The sequence below is a fragment of the Janthinobacterium tructae genome (genome assembly GCF_006517255.1).
GTDB classification, from domain to species: Bacteria; Pseudomonadota; Gammaproteobacteria; order Burkholderiales; family Burkholderiaceae_D; genus Janthinobacterium; species Janthinobacterium tructae.
This window is the reverse complement of the sequence record NZ_CP041185.1, coordinates 1,234,986-1,251,179: the sequence shown is the minus strand read 5'-3', so window position 1 is coordinate 1,251,179 and position 16,194 is coordinate 1,234,986. Positions and strand designations below refer to the sequence as shown.

The 16,194-nt window shown below is 61.3% G+C and carries 17 protein-coding genes; 7 read left to right on the top strand and 10 right to left on the bottom strand.

The features are described 5' to 3' along the window. Window positions 1–21: 21 nt before the first annotated feature. On the bottom strand, window positions 22–564 hold the full coding sequence (locus tag FJQ89_RS05510) for a DUF2939 domain-containing protein (RefSeq protein WP_141169384.1): 543 nt from the start codon (window positions 562–564) through the stop codon (window positions 22–24). 224 nt (window positions 565–788) lie between these two features. Here FJQ89_RS05510 and FJQ89_RS05505 point away from each other — a divergent pair, with 224 nt between their 5' ends. The 4 genes from FJQ89_RS05505 (at window position 789) to FJQ89_RS05490 (ending at window position 5,393) form a co-directional block, all read left to right on the top strand. Beyond that, a complete protein-coding gene (locus FJQ89_RS05505) occupies window positions 789–2,387 on the top strand; it encodes an ABC-F family ATPase (protein WP_071077220.1) in 1,599 nt (532 codons plus the stop codon). Between the two features lie 245 nt (window positions 2,388–2,632). Further along, window positions 2,633–3,766 (top strand): quinolinate synthase NadA, encoded by a 1,134-nt coding sequence (gene nadA / locus FJQ89_RS05500; protein ID WP_070218383.1) that lies wholly within the window; start codon window positions 2,633–2,635, stop codon window positions 3,764–3,766. Next, the gene (nadC, locus tag FJQ89_RS05495) at window positions 3,763–4,629 is read left to right on the top strand and encodes a carboxylating nicotinate-nucleotide diphosphorylase (RefSeq protein ID WP_141169383.1); all 867 of its coding nucleotides are present in this window, start codon (window positions 3,763–3,765) and stop codon (window positions 4,627–4,629) included. The genes nadA and nadC overlap by 4 nt, the downstream gene beginning before the upstream one ends. Then, complete coding sequence (locus tag FJQ89_RS05490; protein WP_141169382.1) at window positions 4,629–5,393, top strand: substrate-binding periplasmic protein; 765 nt, start codon at window positions 4,629–4,631, stop codon at window positions 5,391–5,393. Before nadC ends, FJQ89_RS05490 begins: the two co-directional genes overlap by 1 nt. Window positions 5,394–5,468: 75 nt before the next feature. Here the strand turns inward: FJQ89_RS05490 and ypfJ are convergent, their stop codons facing one another. After that, window positions 5,469–6,362, bottom strand: a complete 894-nt coding sequence (gene ypfJ, locus FJQ89_RS05485) for a KPN_02809 family neutral zinc metallopeptidase (protein WP_141169381.1) — start codon at window positions 6,360–6,362, stop codon at window positions 5,469–5,471. Window positions 6,363–6,508: 146 nt separating this feature from the next. Between ypfJ and FJQ89_RS28315 the strand changes: the two genes are divergently transcribed. Next, entirely contained in the window at window positions 6,509–7,402 is an 894-nt protein-coding gene (locus FJQ89_RS28315) for a GNAT family N-acetyltransferase (protein WP_141169380.1), read from the top strand. Window positions 7,403–7,408: 6 nt separating this feature from the next. Here FJQ89_RS28315 and FJQ89_RS05475 read toward each other — a convergent pair whose 3' ends face one another. Further along, complete coding sequence (locus FJQ89_RS05475) at window positions 7,409–8,107, bottom strand: DAPG hydrolase family protein (RefSeq protein WP_141169379.1); 699 nt, start codon at window positions 8,105–8,107, stop codon at window positions 7,409–7,411. A gap of 107 nt (window positions 8,108–8,214) precedes the next feature. Between FJQ89_RS05475 and FJQ89_RS05470 the strand changes: the two genes are divergently transcribed. Beyond that, the gene (locus FJQ89_RS05470; RefSeq protein ID WP_141169378.1) at window positions 8,215–8,889 is read left to right on the top strand and encodes a TetR/AcrR family transcriptional regulator; all 675 of its coding nucleotides are present in this window, start codon (window positions 8,215–8,217) and stop codon (window positions 8,887–8,889) included. Here FJQ89_RS05470 and FJQ89_RS05465 read toward each other — a convergent pair. The 7 genes from FJQ89_RS05465 to FJQ89_RS05435 form a co-directional block, all read right to left on the bottom strand. Beyond that, window positions 8,852–9,532: a DNA alkylation repair protein gene (locus tag FJQ89_RS05465; RefSeq protein WP_141169377.1), complete on the bottom strand. Its 681-nt coding sequence runs from the start codon at window positions 9,530–9,532 to the stop codon at window positions 8,852–8,854. The two genes, FJQ89_RS05470 and FJQ89_RS05465, sit on opposite strands and share 38 nt — an antisense overlap. Window positions 9,533–9,590: 58 nt before the next feature. After that, window positions 9,591–10,367 carry a peptidylprolyl isomerase gene (locus FJQ89_RS05460; protein ID WP_141169376.1) on the bottom strand — a complete coding sequence of 259 codons (777 nt, stop codon included), beginning with the start codon at window positions 10,365–10,367 and terminating at the stop codon, window positions 9,591–9,593. 116 nt (window positions 10,368–10,483) lie between these two features. Continuing rightward, a complete protein-coding gene (locus FJQ89_RS05455) occupies window positions 10,484–11,263 on the bottom strand; it encodes a peptidylprolyl isomerase (RefSeq protein ID WP_141169375.1) in 780 nt (259 codons plus the stop codon). A gap of 84 nt (window positions 11,264–11,347) precedes the next feature. Continuing rightward, the gene (locus FJQ89_RS05450; RefSeq protein ID WP_099763678.1) at window positions 11,348–11,635 is read right to left on the bottom strand and encodes a BolA family protein; all 288 of its coding nucleotides are present in this window, start codon (window positions 11,633–11,635) and stop codon (window positions 11,348–11,350) included. Continuing rightward, the gene (locus tag FJQ89_RS05445) at window positions 11,632–12,261 is read right to left on the bottom strand and encodes a septation protein A (RefSeq protein WP_046682773.1); all 630 of its coding nucleotides are present in this window, start codon (window positions 12,259–12,261) and stop codon (window positions 11,632–11,634) included. Before FJQ89_RS05445 ends, FJQ89_RS05450 begins: the two co-directional genes overlap by 4 nt. An 84-nt stretch (window positions 12,262–12,345) precedes the next feature. Further along, window positions 12,346–12,747: a peptide-methionine (R)-S-oxide reductase MsrB gene (gene msrB / locus FJQ89_RS05440; protein ID WP_141169374.1), complete on the bottom strand. Its 402-nt coding sequence runs from the start codon at window positions 12,745–12,747 to the stop codon at window positions 12,346–12,348. 9 nt (window positions 12,748–12,756) lie between these two features. Continuing rightward, window positions 12,757–14,235 (bottom strand): protein adenylyltransferase SelO, encoded by a 1,479-nt coding sequence (locus tag FJQ89_RS05435; RefSeq protein ID WP_423245190.1) that lies wholly within the window; start codon window positions 14,233–14,235, stop codon window positions 12,757–12,759. A 213-nt stretch (window positions 14,236–14,448) separates the two neighbouring features. On the opposite strand from FJQ89_RS05435, the gene FJQ89_RS05430 reads away from it, so the two are divergent. Beyond that, window positions 14,449–16,101 carry a 3-(methylthio)propionyl-CoA ligase gene (locus FJQ89_RS05430; RefSeq protein ID WP_141169373.1) on the top strand — a complete coding sequence of 551 codons (1,653 nt, stop codon included), beginning with the start codon at window positions 14,449–14,451 and terminating at the stop codon, window positions 16,099–16,101. Window positions 16,102–16,194 lie beyond the last annotated feature (93 nt).

Below are 16,194 nucleotides of genomic sequence, written 5' to 3'. Positions count from 1 at the left end.
CAGGCTGCCACTGCCGCGCTGCTAGCGGCCGGCCATCGCCGACGCAATCTCGATCGAACTCAGTTTCCAGCCCCACACGCCATGGCGCTGCAGGACCAGTGCACCTTCCTGCGCATTGCCATCCTTGGCGCGCACGACGAAGGTGTTTACGCCGGCATAGCCTGCCGAATAGTCGGCCTTCTTCCGTGCGCCATCGGCCGGCGCATCTGCCGTGTCGCTTGCTTGCGGGCTGACGGCGCTTTTGTTGACCAGCGCGACGACGCCGGCGGGCGAGACCATGGTGTCGACCATCTTGCCCAGCATGGCGCTGGCGATCGACTGGCCCAGGGCGGCCAGCGGGTTGCCGCTGCCGGCTGTCGCCTCGATGCTGCGCGCCATGCTGGCCTCCAGCTGCGCCTTGACGCTGGCGCGCAGGGCGGGGAAGTCCACGTGCCCGGCCAGGGCTTCGGCATTGCGTTCGGCCAGGGCGGTCTTGATCTGGTGCAAGGCGTAGTACGGCGAAGCGTAGGCGGTGGCGGCGACGGCAATGACGGCCACGGCGGCGGCGATGGTGATTTTTTTCAAGTGATGCCTGCGAGGTGATGAGTGGGAAACGGATACCGCGCAGGGTATCTGCTAAATGGAACTGCGGCAATGGTATTTTCTTGCCATCATCTGCTGCCTGTATTTCTCCACATTTGCTCAGAGTGCTCTCGCCGGGCTACTATAGAGTGGAAGAGGGTGGGTGCTGTATAATGGGAGAAAAGTACTTAACTAGCTGTTTTAACTGAATAAAGACCCAATATCACATGCTATCAACCGCAAATATTACGATGCAGTTTGGCGCCAAGCCATTGTTTGAGAATATCTCCGTCAAGTTCGGCGACGGCAACCGCTATGGCTTGATCGGCGCCAACGGCTGCGGCAAGTCGACGTTCATGAAGATCCTGGGCGGCGACCTGGACCCATCGGGCGGCAATGTCATGCTCGATACCAACGAGCGCCTGGGCAAGCTGCGCCAGGATCAGTTCGCGTTTGAAGACATGCGCGTGCTCGACGTGGTCATGATGGGCCACACGGAAATGTGGGCCGCCATCCAGCAACGCGACGCGATCTACGCGAACCCGGAAGCGACCGACGACGACTACATGCAGGCGGCCGATCTGGAAGGCAAAGTGTCCGAATACGACGGCTACACGGCCGAATCGCGCGCGGGCGAACTGCTGCTGGGCGCCGGTGTCGCCATCGAGTTGCATCAAGGCCCGATGAGCAATGTCTCGCCAGGCTGGAAGCTGCGCGTGCTGCTGGCGCAGGCGCTGTTCTCGAATCCGGACATCCTGCTGCTCGACGAACCGACGAATAACCTGGATATCAACACGATTCGCTGGCTGGAAGACGTGCTCAACGAGCGCAACTCCACCATGATCATCATTTCCCATGATCGCCACTTCCTGAACCAGGTCTGCACCCACGTGGCCGACATGGACTACGGCACCCTGAAGATTTACCCGGGTAACTACGACGAATACATGTTCGCCTCGACCCAGGCGCGCAACCAGCAGCTGGCCAACAACGCGAAAGCGAAAGACAAGGTTGCCGAGCTGCAGGAATTCGTGCGCCGCTTCGCCGCCAACAAATCGAAGGCCCGCCAGGCGACATCGCGTGCCAAGCAGATCGAAAAAATCAAGGTCGACGACATCAAGCCATCGTCGCGCGCCTATCCGTTCGTGCGTTTCGACGGCGAAAAGAAATTACACCGCCTGGCTGTGGAAGTCGAGAACATCTCGAAAGGTTTTGACCGCCAGCTGTTCAAGAATTTCAGCATCATGGTCGAAGCGGGCGAGCGCATCGCCATCATCGGCGCCAACGGCGCCGGCAAGACCACCATGCTGCGTTGCATTGCGGGCGACATCGCCGGCCTGCAGCCGGACCAGGGCCGCGTGAAGTGGGCGGAAAACGCCAACGTGGGCTACATGCCGCAAGATCCGACGGAAGATTTCGCCAAGGACACTAACCTGACCGACTGGATCGGCCAGTGGACGAAAGAGGGCGACGATGACCAGGCCGTGCGCTCCATCCTGGGCCGCCTGCTGTTCGGCGGCGACGATGTGAAAAAGGCCGTCAAGGTACTGTCCGGTGGTGAAAAGGGCCGCATGATGTACGGCAAGCTGATGCTGGGCCGCCACAACGTGCTGATGCTCGATGAGCCGACCAACCACATGGACATGGAATCGATCGAATCGTTGAACATCGCGCTGGAAAAATACGCGGGCACCCTGATCTTCGTCTCGCATGACCGCGAATTCGTGTCCTCGCTGGCCAACCGCATCATCGAGATCAAGGAAGATGAAGTGGTCGATTACCGCGGCAACTATGAGGATTACCTCAGAAGCCAAGGGATTGATTAATTATGTAGGGTAACGTTGTGTCGGATTACGCGCTGTGCGCTAATCCGACCTACGTCAGGGTGAGTTGCCCGGGTTGGTCGCGTAGGTCGCGTAGGTCGGATTAGCGGGGCCGCCGAGGCGCAGCGTAGTCCGATATGACAACGCCAGCCACCCAGCCCCACACCGACGCGCCGCGGTCCTTTCGTTCCGGCGCACCAGCTTCATTGCGTTCGTGCCGGTCTATCCCGTTTTTGTTTGACACAGCCATGCAAACTTTAGCCATCAAATCCGTCGAGTATGAACATCCACAAGACGGAGCCAGCTGCACTGCCCACGCATGGGCACGCACGCCAGCGACGCCTTCCCCGGCTGAAAAAGCCGAACTGATCACGCGCATCAAGCGCCTGCTGATCGAGCGCGAAGCCGTGCTCGTTGCCCACTATTACGTTGATGCTGACCTGCAAGACCTGGCCGAGGCCACGGGCGGCTGCGTCTCCGATTCCCTGGAGATGGCCCGCTTCGGGCGCGACCATCCGGCCAAGACCCTGGTCGTGGCCGGCGTGCGCTTCATGGGCGAAACGGCCAAGATCCTCAGCCCCGAGAAAACCGTATTAATGCCTGACCTCGACGCGACCTGTTCGCTCGACCTCGGTTGCCCGGTGGACGAATTCACGGCCTTCTGCGATGCCCATCCGGACCGCACGGTCGTCGTCTACGCCAACACCAGCGCGGCCGTCAAGGCGCGCGCCGACTGGATGGTGACGTCGTCGATCGGCCTCGACATCGTCGCCCACCTGCATGCGCAGGGCAAGAAAATCCTCTGGGCACCCGATAAACACCTGGGTTCGTATATCCAGAAGGAAACGGGCGCCGATATGCTGCTGTGGCAGGGTAGCTGCCTGGTGCACGACGAATTCAAGGGCATCGAACTCGATTTGCTCAAGGAAGAGTATCCGCAAGCCAAGGTCCTCGTGCATCCGGAATCGCCCGCCAACGTGGTGGCGCTGGCCGACATGGTGGGCTCGACGTCGCAAATGATTGCGGCCGCGCAAACCATGGATACGGACACGTTTATTGTCGCCACCGACAATGGCATCCTGCACAAGATGCGCGCGGCCGCGCCGGGCAAGCGCTTCATCGAAGCGCCCACGGCCGGCAACAGCGCCACCTGCAAAAGCTGCGCGCACTGTCCGTGGATGGCCATGAACGGCTTGCTGAACCTGGCGCAAACGCTGGAAAACATGCACAATGAAATCCACGTCGATCCCGCCGTCGGCCAGCTGGCCGTGCGCTCGATCAATCGCATGCTCGACTTCGCCGCCGCCAAGAAGGCGGGCCTCAAGCCGGGTGCGGACCTGGCAAAAGAAACCACATTGTTCCAAGGAATCGGTCCAGCATGAGTACCCTCGTTAATTCTTTCGCTCCTTTCGATCCGGCCCTGGCGCGCGCGTTCGAAGGCAATCTGCTGGCCGCCTTGCTGGAAGACGTGGGCCAGTGCGACCTGACGGGCGAACTGGTGCCGCCCGACCACATCGTCACGGCCCGCGTCATCGTGCGCGAAGCGGCCGTGCTGTGCGGCGCGCCGTGGTTCGAAGGCATCATGAAAAGCCTGGACCGCAGCATCGATATCGTTTGGCATTACGCCGAAGGCGACATGATGACGGCCGACAGCGTTGTCTGCACGATTCAGGCGCCCGCGCGCGCCTTGCTGACGGCTGAGCGCAGCGCCCTCAATTTCCTGCAGCTGCTGTCTGCGGTCGCCACCGCCACGCGCCAGTATGTCGATGTGATCGCCGGCACCAGGGCTTCCATCCTGGACACGCGCAAGACCTTGCCGGGCCTGCGCCTGGCGCAAAAGTATGCGGTACGCGTCGGCGGCGGCAAGAACCAGCGCCTGGCCCTGTACGATGGCATCCTGATCAAGGAAAACCATATCGCGGCGGCGGGCGGCGTCAGCCAGGCCCTGGAAAACGCGCGTAACCTCGACGCGGGCGTGCCCGTGCAGATCGAGGTGGAAACCCTGGCACAATTGCGCGAAGCGCTCGATGCGGGCGCCGTCTCCGTGCTGCTGGATAACTTCAGCAACGACATGCTGCGCGACGCCGTGGCCCTCACCAACGGCCGTGCCTTGCTGGAAGCGTCGGGTGGCATCCATGCCGATACCGTGCGGGCGATTGCCGAAACGGGCGTGGACCGCATCTCGATCGGCAGCCTGACCAAGGACGTGCGGGCCACCGATTACTCCTTGCGCATCGTCGGCTGATGCGAAAAAGCGGGCGGCGCCTGCTGGCCCTGGCGCTGCTGTGGCCGGTGTTGCTTGTGCCATCGCAGGCGCCAGCCCGGGAACTGCTGGCCGTGGGCGCGCAGTTCGAGCGCGTGTTCGAGTACCAGAACAGCGGCGAGTATGGCGGCCTGGGCGCGGAACTGCTGCGCCTGATGGCGGCGCGCACGGGTAACACCGTGCGTTTTCGCATGGTGCCGTGGGCGCGCGCGCAAGCCATGCTGGTGCAGGGCCAGGCCGATATCCTGATCGGCCCCTACAAGACGCCCGAGCGCATCGCCAGCATGGCGTTTTCCGACAAGCCGTTTTACCAGGACCAGATGGTCTTTTATACGCGCCAGGACGCCAGTTTCGGCTGGGATGGCGACTATAGCGTGCTGAAGAACCGCAGAGTGGTGCTGCTCAATGGCTGGGCGTATGGCGCGGACTGGGAGCGCGTGCGGCCCGGCTTGCAGGTCAGCGTGGCCAACAATGTGGAAAATGGCTTGAAGATGCTGGTGCACAATCACGTCGACGTGTTCGTCAGCAACCGCCGCAATACCGATCCCGTGATCGCCCGCCTGGGCTATGCTCGCCAGGTGAAACCTTTGCCCAAGGTCATCGAAGTACAGAATGGCTATTTCGCCTTCCCCCGCTCGCCGACTTTCGACAAGCTGCGCCTGCAGTTCGACCAGGAATTGACTAACCTGATCGAGACAGGCGAACTGAAGCGGCTGGGCAAGCGCTACGACGTCGGCGTGCCCTGAGCGCATGCCGCCCGACCAGGCGGCGTGCCCTGAGCGCATGCCGCCCGACCAGGCGGCATGCTGGCTTTGCCTGCATTACAGCTGGCGTGCCTCAAACGTATTGCACTGTGAAATCTGGCCGCTCTCGATGCCCTTGCTGAACCAGCGCACGCGCTGTTCCGAGGTGCCGTGCGTAAATGAGTCGGGCACGACATGGCCTTGCGACTGGCGCTGCAGCGCATCGTCACCGATGGCCGTGGCCGCTTTCAGTGCCGCTTCCACATCGCCCTGTTCCAGGATCTTGCGATCCTGGTTCGCGTGGAATGCCCATACGCCGGCAAAGCAGTCGGCCTGCAATTCCAGGCGCACGGACATGGCGTTGGCCTGGCGCTCCGATTGCGTGCGGCGCGCCTTGTCGACCTTCTCGGACAAGCCCAGCAGGTTTTGCACGTGGTGGCCCACTTCATGTGCGATCACATAGGCTTCGGCAAATTCGCCCGAGACCTTGAAGCGCTGCTGCATCAGCTTGAAGAAATCGAGGTCCAGGTAGACTTTCTGGTCACCGGGGCAATAGAAGGGGCCGCTGGCGCTCTGGCCCGTGCCGCAGGCTGTGGGGATGCTGCCCGAAAACAGCGCCAGCTTGGGTTGCACATAGGTGCCCCCTTCGGCCTTGAACAGGGCGCCCCACGTGTCTTCCGTATCGGCCAGCACGGTTTTCACGAAGCGGGCCATGTCGTCCGATTCGGGCGGCTGGCGCGCCGGCGACTGGCTTTGCTGGGTGCTGACCTGGCCGCCACCGCCGCTGAGCAGATTCAGCAAGGTCAGGGGATTGACGCCCAGCACATACGAGCCGACGAGGGCGATGACGATGGTGCCGATGCCGATCGAGCGCCCGCCAAAACCGAAACCGCCGCCACCGCTACCACCACTGCCTCCTTCGCCACGGTGGTCTTCCACATTGTCGCTTTCGCGATTGCCTTCCCATTTCATGATCTTTACTCCTGCTGCGATTGATTGGTGACGTCTCAACATGCTGCTTGAGGCGAATCTTGTTATTATCGCAGTAAACCGCGCCGCGACAGGGGCGACAATGTTACGCTTTGCAACTTTCCAACCACATCACAACAGGTGCACGCATGGCGCTTGCCAACGATACACGCATTTCGCCCACGGCGGTGGTCCAGGCACAACTGGACGCCTACAACGCCCACGACGTGCCCGCCTTGCTGGCCATCTATGCCGATGATGCGCAGCAATTCCAGCACCCGGATACCTTGCTGGCCACGGGCAGTGCGCAGATCGGCCCCCGTTTCACGGCGCGTTTCGCCGCCAGCCGGCCACAGGCGCAGTTGCTCAACCGCATCGCTTGCGGCAAGCTGGTGATCGACCACGAGATCGTGCATGGCGACACGCCGGACGGTGTTTCCGCGCAGGAGCTGGTGGCAACATATGAGGTGGAACAGGGGCGCATCGCGCGTGCCTGGTTCAGCTTTGGCGCCTTGACGCGCCTGCGCGTGGCGCTGCCGGCCGATGTGCCCGCCATGAATGCACTGATCGCCCGTTCCGGCGTGGCATTGAGCGCGGGGTTTTATACGCAGGAACAGGCCGAGGCCGTGACGCGCCACGTGTTCGGCGTCGATACGCAACTGGTGGCTGACCAGACGTATTTCGTCATCGAGCGCGACGGCGCCATGCTGGCCTGCGGCGGCTGGAGCCGGCGCGCCACCCTGTATGGCGCCGACCGTGCGAAGAGCGGGCCGGACCCGCTGCTCGACCCGGCCAGCCAGCCTGGCCGCATCCGCGCCTTTTTTGTCGAGCCAAGCGCCGCGCGCCAGGGCCTGGGCAGCATGTTGATGCGCCATTGCGAACGCCAGGCGCTGGCCGCCGGTTTTACTGCACTGGAACTGGCCGCCACCTTGCCCGGCGTGCCGTTGTACCGGGCCAGCGGTTTTGCCGTCACGGAAGATTTTCACCTGGACTTGCCCGATGACATCAAACTGCCGCTGGCGCGCATGCACAAGCGGCTGTAAGGCTGCTTACCAGGGCAGCGGCGCCTTTTCGCCGTTGGCGTGCTCGCCGTAGTACAAGGACGGCAGGAAACGCGACAGATAGGTAAATTCGCTGTAGCAATGGCGCAGCAAATTGAGGCCCAGCACGTCGGGCACCTCGCGCACGGGATCGAGACTGTTGCGGCCCAGCAAGAAGCGGCTGCGCAGTACGCAGCCCGTGGGCGTGTCGCGTGTCAGGTGCAGCATTTCGCCGTCGAGCGGGTCACCGTGCGGATCGAGCACCACGTGGTCGCCAAAGCCGATGCGCGCGCAGATGGCGGCCGACAGGGCGCCGCTGTCCTTGGCCAGTTGCAGTTGCGCCGGGTCAAAGACCTCCTTCGGATCATGGAACTTCAGCTTGGCTTTTACGGGCGCAATGTCGCCCAAGGATTCCACCGCCTCGATCGAGGCGCCGTAATAACTCTCTCCCTTTTTCCACGCGCTGTTCCAGCCGTGATGGGCCACGTGATCGTGCGGATGCCACCACTTGATGTGCTGCGTCGTCTCGAAAAACGTAAACCACCAGTCCAGCATGCGCCCGCTGCAGCCGTGCAGCTCCGTGCGCGCCGCCACCAGCAGGCAACCGTCTTCCAGGCGCGTGATACCCGTTTCCAGGTGCAGGGGAAACGGGTCGAGCAAGTCGCCCGTGTTGGTGATGCTCCATGGGAATTCAATAGGCTTCGTCATGTCGTTCTCCTTTGTTGGGGTGAGACAATTATATATTAAAGAAACGGATAGCGTTTCCTAAATATGTTTCAGTGTAGAATTGCCCATCGATCAAGACTGGAGCCGGCATGCAGGAAGAAGAGAGCAAGGCTGTGCGTGGACGGGGCCGTCCGGCGCGTCCGCCCGAGGAAGCGCGCGAGGCGGCCGTGCAGGCGGCCACCTGGCTGCTGCTGCACGAAGGCTATGCGGCCACGACCATGGAAGCGGTGGCGCGCCACGCGGGCATGGCAAAGAAGTCGCTGTATCAATATGCGGCCAACCGCGAGGAACTGGTCGCTCTGGTGGTACGCGGCTGGACGGATGCATTTTTGCCGGCGATGGCGCACGATGCGGCCGCGCCCGGCGAAGTGCTGCCCTTATTGAAGGAGATCTTGCAGACGATGGCGGCGCGCGTGCTGACGGCGGACGCCGTCGGCCTGTTCCGCCTGCTGTGCACGGAGTTTCCCGCGCGCGCGCAGTTACTTGCCGTGTATCAGCGCAACGGCATCGAGCGGGGCACGGCCTTGCTGGCAGAGTGGCTGGCTCGCCAGGCCGCGCGCGGTCATCTGGTGCTGCACGATGGGCAGGAACTGGCCGGCTTGCTGCTGGCCATGGTGATTGCCGAGCCGCTGCGGCAGATGGCGCTGGGCTTGCTGGCGCCTGTGCCCGCCTGGGATGCCACTTCCCGCATTGACGCGGCGCTGCGATTGCTGGGTGGCCAGGCCGTCAAGGTAGCTGGTGCTTCAGCGCTTCGCGGTAGCTGAGCGGCGATAGTTGCAGGCGGTGCTCCGTAGCAAAAGCTAGCACCTCTGCCGGCGCGTGGCGCGCGTAATCGCGCAAGGCCCAGCCGATGGCCTTGCGGATGAAAAACTCCTCTTCATGGGCTAGTGCCAGGGCCGCGTCGAACAGCCAGCCGGCATCCGTGTCGGCGCGCCAGCCCAGCTGGTGCAGCATGGCGATGCGGCGCAGCCAGAAATCTTCGTGCTGCAAGGCTGCGTCCATGTGCGCATGGCCGTCGCCGCCGCGCCGCAGTTCCGCCTGCAGCACGTCGCCCACGATGCCCGCCATGCCGTCGACGCTGTCCCACCAGGCGCGCTGGCGCGCCAGGCCGAGCAGGGCGGGGAGGTGTTCGACGCCCAGCTGGCGCCGGTGCAGGGCCAGCATGTCGAGCGCCACGTGCTGGTATTCGCGCTGCGGCTGCTGCCACAGCAGTTGCGCATGTTCCAGCAGCACATCGGCATCGATGCCTTTCAAACCCGCCAGCAAGTCCCTGGCGGCCAGCCGCCGCTGCGGTGCCGCCACGCCCAGGAACACGAACTGGTCGCGCATATACGCCTGCATGGGCGCCGCACGGCCCGGTTCGGCAACCGCTTCCAGCGCGATTTTTAATTCTTCATGTAGATTCATCGCATCTCCAAGCGTAAAAAAAGCGCTCCGTGGAGCGCCTTTTCATCTTCATCCAATCTTATTGGATTTTTGCCTTCTTCATCAGTTCATCGCGGTAGGCCGCGAGTTTCTTCTGTTGCAGCGACTCGGCCACTTGACCCTTGACTTCTTCCAGTGCCGGCAGCTTCGTCGGACGGGTTTCTTCCAGCTTGATCACGTGGAAGCCGAATTGCGATTGCACGGGCGTTTGCGTGACCTGGCCTGGTTTCAGGGCCACCATGGCGTCGGAGAATGGCTTCACGTACGAAGCTGGGCTAGCCCAGTCCAGGTCGCCGCCATTGGCTGCGGAACCGTCTTTCGATACTTTCGCCAGTTCTTCGAACTTGGCGCCGCCTTTCAGCTTGGCGATGATGTCTTTCGCTTCCGCTTCGGTGGCCACCAGGATGTGGCGTGCATGGTATTCCTTGTCGCCCGCTTGTGCCTTGAACTTGTCGTACTCGGCCTTGATTTCAGCGTCCTTGACAGGGTTCTTCTTGACGTAGTCGGCCAGCAGGGCATTGATGATGATGCTTTGACGGGCATTGTCGATCTGCGACTTGACTTCCGCACGCGTGCCGTAGCCTTGCTTGTCGGCTTCCTGGATCAGCACTTCACGGCCGATCAGGTCTTTCTTGATGGCTTCGCGCAATTGTGGCGAATCGGCTTGCTTGCCTTGGGCGACGACTTGCTTGACGACCTGGTCAACGCGCGACGATGGGATGGCCTTGCCATTTACGGTGGCGACGTTTTGCGCGAAGGCAGGGATCGCGACGACGGCGACCAGGGCTAAGATCAGGCGGGCTGGCTTCAAAATCATGTTTATTCCTAATAAGTATACAAAAACCGGTACAAAAGATCGCAACTGTCGCGCAGTGCGCATTCAGGCGCAGAATACACGACCGGCGCCGAAAAGGGCGCCGGGGAGGTCAGTTCTTACTGAACTTTTGCTTTTTTGATCATTTCTTCCTGATACGCTTGCAGTTTCTTTTGCTGCAGCGCTTCGGCGATCTGTGGCTTGACTTCTTCCAGGGTCGGCAGCTTGGCCGCGCGGGTGTCGTCCAGCTTGATCACGTGGAAACCGTTAGGCGTTTGTACCGCGGTGTCGGTGACCTGGCCTTTTTGCAGTTTCACGAAGGCGTCGGAGAACACTTTCGGGAACGACGATGGGGCCGCCCAGTCCAGGTCGCCGCCATTGTCGGCCGAACCGGTATCTTTCGATTGCTTGGCCAGGTCTTCGAACTTGGCGCCGGCTTTCAGCTTGGCGATGATGTCTTTCGCTTCGGCTTCGGTGGCCACCAGGATGTGGCGCACATGGTATTCCTTGTCGCCCGTCTGGGCTACGAACTTGTCGTATTCGGCCTTGATTTCAGCGTCGTTGACGGGGTTCTTTTTCAGGTAGTCGCCGACCAGGGCGTTGATGACGATGGCCTGACGTGCGTTCTCGATTTGCTGCTTGACGGCTGCATCTTTACCGAAACCTTTGTTTTCCGCTTCTTGCATCAGCACTTCACGGCCGATCAAGTCCTTCTTGATCATTTCGCGCAACTGCGGCGAATCCGGTTGCTGGCCTTGGGCGACGACTTGCTTGACGACTGCATCAACGCGCGACGATGGGATAGGCTTGCCATTAACAACGGCAACATTTTGCGCAAAAACAGGTACCGCGACAACGGCGAGTAGTGCGATCAGCAAGCGGGCTGGCTTAAAAGTCATTATTAAATCCTGTTAGGGAAAGTTTCGTAAAAAACGCATGGAAAGAAATTGATAACATGGCTGGGGTACACCAAAACGCCATCCTTACACTACTTCGGACGGCGCCAGGGCCACAATCGCCAATGCATGTATCTCATTATGCATCATATCGTGCACGGAATCATACACCAGTCGATGGCGCATGACGAGCCTGAGCCCCTCAAATTGACTAGAAATAATGCGTAGATTGTAATGGCCTCCGCCCGAGGCGGCGCCCGCATGGCCCCGGTGGCGCGCCGAATCGTCTTCCAGTACGCATTCCAGAGGGGAAAGTGCCGTTTCCAGGCGGGTACGAATGCGCTGCATGCGCGTTGTCGTGTCGTTCGTCATCATGCGTCTTCCTTGATATGTTTGGCGAGGAACAGGGTTTGCGCCACGATGAAGGCAAAGAAGATGCCCGTCGCGCCAAACGCTTTAAAACTGACCCAGGCGGCCATGTCGCCCTTGTACAGCACGAAGGCGACGAACAAATTGAGCGCGCCGATGGCGCCAAAGAAAATGATCCATGCCGCCAGCAACTGGTTCCAGACGGCATCAGGCAATTGCACTTGTGCTTCCATGGTCTTGCGGATCAGGTTTTTCTTGAAGCCCACATGGGCGATCAAGAGGGCCAGGCCGGACAGCCAGTAGATCAGGGTCGGCTTCCATTTCAGGAAGAAATCGTCATGCAGGTAAATGCTGGCGCCGCCGAACACGACAAAGATGAACAGCGACAGCCACAGCATGCCGTCCACCTTGCGCCCGCGCAGCAGCAGATAGCTGACCTGGCAGGCGGTGGCGACGATACCGACCAGGGTGGCAAGTATCCATGGCGCCTGGTCAGCCTTGATCAGGCCGCCAGACACGAAGCCGGACAAATATTGCTGCACGAAATCATGCGTGGCCGCTTCATACATGCCGCCCAGTTTGAAGGCGGCGAAGAAGGCGATCAGGGGGAATAGGTCGAATAGAAATTTCATGGCGAGACTTTACACTGGTCTTATTAAAATCATCTTAGGAATGGCTTAGGAGCAACCGGGGCGCTCCCAGGCCATACCGGCGTCTCAAGGATGCGGATCGAAGCGCAAGGAAGCCGAATTGATGCAATAGCGCAAGCCGGTCGGCGGCGGGCCGTCCGGGAAGACGTGGCCCAGGTGGGCGTCGCAGACGGCGCAGACGATTTCCGTGCGCAGCATGCCGTGGCTGCGGTCGACGATCTCCGTGACATTCGCCGGATCGAGGGCCTGGAAATAGCTGGGCCAGCCGCAGCCGGAATCGAACTTCGTGTCCGAGGCAAATAACGGCGTGTTGCAGCAGACGCAGGTGTAGACGCCGTGTGCATGGTGGTCCCAGAACTTGCCCGTGAAGGCCCGCTCCGTGGCCGCATGGCGCGTGACTTCATATTGCATGGAATCGAGCATGGCGCGCCATTCGGCGTCGGTTTTCTTGACTTTATTGGTGGTCATAATGACTCCTCAGGATGAGCAACTGACTTCAAGGTGGCTGGCCCAATCGGGCGGCAGGGCCGCATAGTGCTGGTGTTCGGGCTGTTCGTCAAATGGCTTTTGCAGTATTTCCAGCAATTTCGCCACTTCCGTGTAGTCCTGCTGCTGGGCTTTTTCGATGGCCACTTGCGCCAGGTAGTTGCGCAGCACGTATTTCGGGTTGACGCCGTTCATGGCCGCCTGCCGCTCGGCATCGACGCTGTGCTCCTGCGACAGGCGCGCACGGTATTGTGCCGCCCACGCATCGAAGGCGGGGCGGTCGATGAACAGGTCGCGCAGCGCCGTGTCGTGTTCGGGGGCGGCCACCTGCAGTGTCGCCAGGGCGCGGAAAAAGTTGGTGAAATCCACGTGATTGGCTTGCATCAGCGCAAACATGCTGTCGAAAAGCGCCGTATCGTCGTCCTGAATGGTCTGCAAGCCCAGCTTGGCGCGCAGCAAGGCATTCATCTTCTCCGCAAAGGCGGGTTGGTAGCTGTCCAGCGCCGCCTGCGTCAGCTCCACTTCGCCGATCAGCGGCAGCAGGGCCTGGCCCAGCGCGTAGCAATTCCAGTGGCCCACCTGCGGCTGGTTGGCGTAGGAATAGCGGCCCTGCTGGTCCGTATGGTTGCAGATGTGCTCGGTATCGAACGCTTCCATGAAGCCGAAGGGGCCGTAGTCGAGCGTCAGGCCCAGGATCGACATATTGTCCGTGTTCATCACGCCATGCATGAAGCCCACGGCTTGCCATTGCGCGATCATGTGCGCCGTGCGCACGCAAACCTCGGCCAGCAAGGCTTGATACGGATTTGATGCGGCGCGCAAATGGGGATAAAAACCGTCGATGACGTAATCGGCAAGGATTTTCAGCTCGTCCGGCTTCTTGCGGTAAAACCAGTGTTCGAACGAGCCGAAGCGCACGAAACTGGGCGCCATGCGCGTGACGACAGCCGCCGTTTCCACCGTTTCGCGCATGATGCCTTGCTGCGAACCCATGATGGACAGCGCGCGCGAGGTGGGAATGCCCAGCGCCGCCATGGCTTCCGAGCAGAGGAATTCGCGGATGGACGAGCGCAGCACGGCGCGTCCGTCGCCCATGCGCGAATACGGCGTGGCGCCGGCGCCTTTCAGCTGCAGCTCCATCGGGCCGTGTTCGGTGGCGATATCGCCCAGCAAGATGGCGCGGCCATCGCCCAGCTGGCCGGCCCAGACGCCGAACTGGTGGCCCGAATACACGGCCGACAGGGGCAGCGAGCGCTCGGCAACGGTATTGCCGATCAGCAGCTCCACATAATCGGCTTGCGCCAGGCGCGCGGCATCGAGGCCGATCAGGCTTGCCGCCGACGCGCTGGCGGCGACAAAGTAGGGCGCGGGCAGGGGCGTGGGCATCAGCCGCGTATAGAACGCGGGCGGCAATGTCGCAAAGGCATTGTCCAGTGGTAAGGTATGAGCGGTGATGGCGATTCCATTCAAGTAGATGCGCCGGCAAGGTGCGCCAGGCTGGAACACGATTTTACCGCACGGCGCGAAGGTCCGTACCGGACGCCGGCACTGCAAAAAACGGAATCGAAAATTCCATGCTGCATTGCAATATCGAAATGCGTTGACGATTTCCGCACGACCGTACGAAACTAAGGAAAATCTTTAAATTCCTACCATAACCGAGTAGCCACCCCAGGAGACACGATGTCGGCATTTCCCTTGAGTCCAGTGATGGGCCAGATGATGAATCAGCCTCTGCTGATTTCCAGCATTATCGAGTTTGCAGCGCGTCATTATGGAGGCAGCGAAATCATTTCGCGGCGGGTGGAGGGCGATATGCACCGTTATACCTACCGCGATTGCCACCAGCGCGCGCGCCGGCTGGCCAATGCCCTGCATGGCCTCGGCGTCGGCATGGGCGACCGGGTCGCCACGCTGGCCTGGAATGGCTACCGCCACCTGGAAGCCTACTATGCCGTGTCCGGCTCGGGTGCCGTGCTGCACACGATCAATCCGCGCCTGTTTCCCGACCAGATCGCCTATATCTCGAACCATGCGGAAGACCAGGTCTTGCTGTTCGACCTGACCTTTTTGCCCGTGGTGGAGAAAATCGCCGCCGACTGCACCTTCGTGCGTCATTTCGTCCTGATGTGCGACCGCGAGCGCATGCCTGCCAGCAGCAGCATCCCCGACCTGCTGTGCTATGAAAACTTGATCGCCACGCATTCCGACGAGTACACCTGGCCCCTGTTCGATGAGAATGCGGCCGCCACCCTGTGCTATACGTCTGGCACGACGGGCAACCCCAAGGGTGCCCTGTATTCGCACCGCTCGACCGTGCTGCACGCGTATGCGTCGGCCATGCCCAGCGCACTGAACGTGCGTGCCTCCGATACGGTGCTGCCCGTGGTGCCGATGTTCCACGTGAATGCCTGGGGCTTGCCGTATTCCGTGCCCCTGTCCGGCGCGCGCATGGTCTTTCCCGGCGCGGCGCTCGATGGCAAGTCGCTGTACGAACTGTTCGAGGCGGAAAAAGTGACGTTCTCGGCCGGCGTGCCCACCGTCTGGCTGGGGCTGCTGAATCACGCCTTGCAGAATAACTTGAAATTTTCCACTTTCCGCCGCACGGTGATCGGCGGCGCGGCGTGCCCGCCGGCCATGATGGATACCCTGATCGACAAGTTCGACATCGAAGTCATCCACGCATGGGGCATGACGGAAATGTCGCCGCTGGGCACGGCGGGCGGCTTGCAGACCAAGCACCTGGACTTGCCGAAGGACGAACAACGCAAGATCCTGCAAAAGCAGGGCCATGCCATTTACGGCGTGGACATGAAGATCGTCGACGACGATGGCAAGGAATTGCCGTGGGATGGCGTCGCCTACGGCCATTTGCTGGTGAAAGGGCCGTGGATCATTTCTTCGTACTACAAGAACGAGGGCGGCGACGTGCTGCAGGATGGCTGGTTCCCCACGGGCGACGTGGCCACCATCGACACGGATGGCTACATGCAGATCACCGACCGCAGCAAGGACGTGATCAAGTCGGGCGGCGAGTGGATCGGCACCATCGACCTGGAAAACCTGGCCATGGCCCATCCGGCCGTGCTGCAGGCCGCCTGCATCGGCGTATTCCACCCAAAATGGGATGAGCGCCCCGTGCTGGTGGTGGTGTTGCGTCCCGGCATGACGGTCACGCGAGACGCCTTGCTGCAATTTTTTGAAGGCAAGATCGCCAAGTGGTGGACGCCGGACGACGTGCTGTTCATCGACGCCTTGCCCATGGGCGCCACGGGCAAGATCCAGAAGAACAAGCTGCGCGATCAATTCAAGGGGCACCAGCTGCCCGGCATGTAATCGAAGCGGCGCGCAAGGAGGGCACGGTGTTGTACCATAATGGCCGGCACCGGCACCGGCACTGCGCGCCGCGACTAAAATAATACGAGCGTT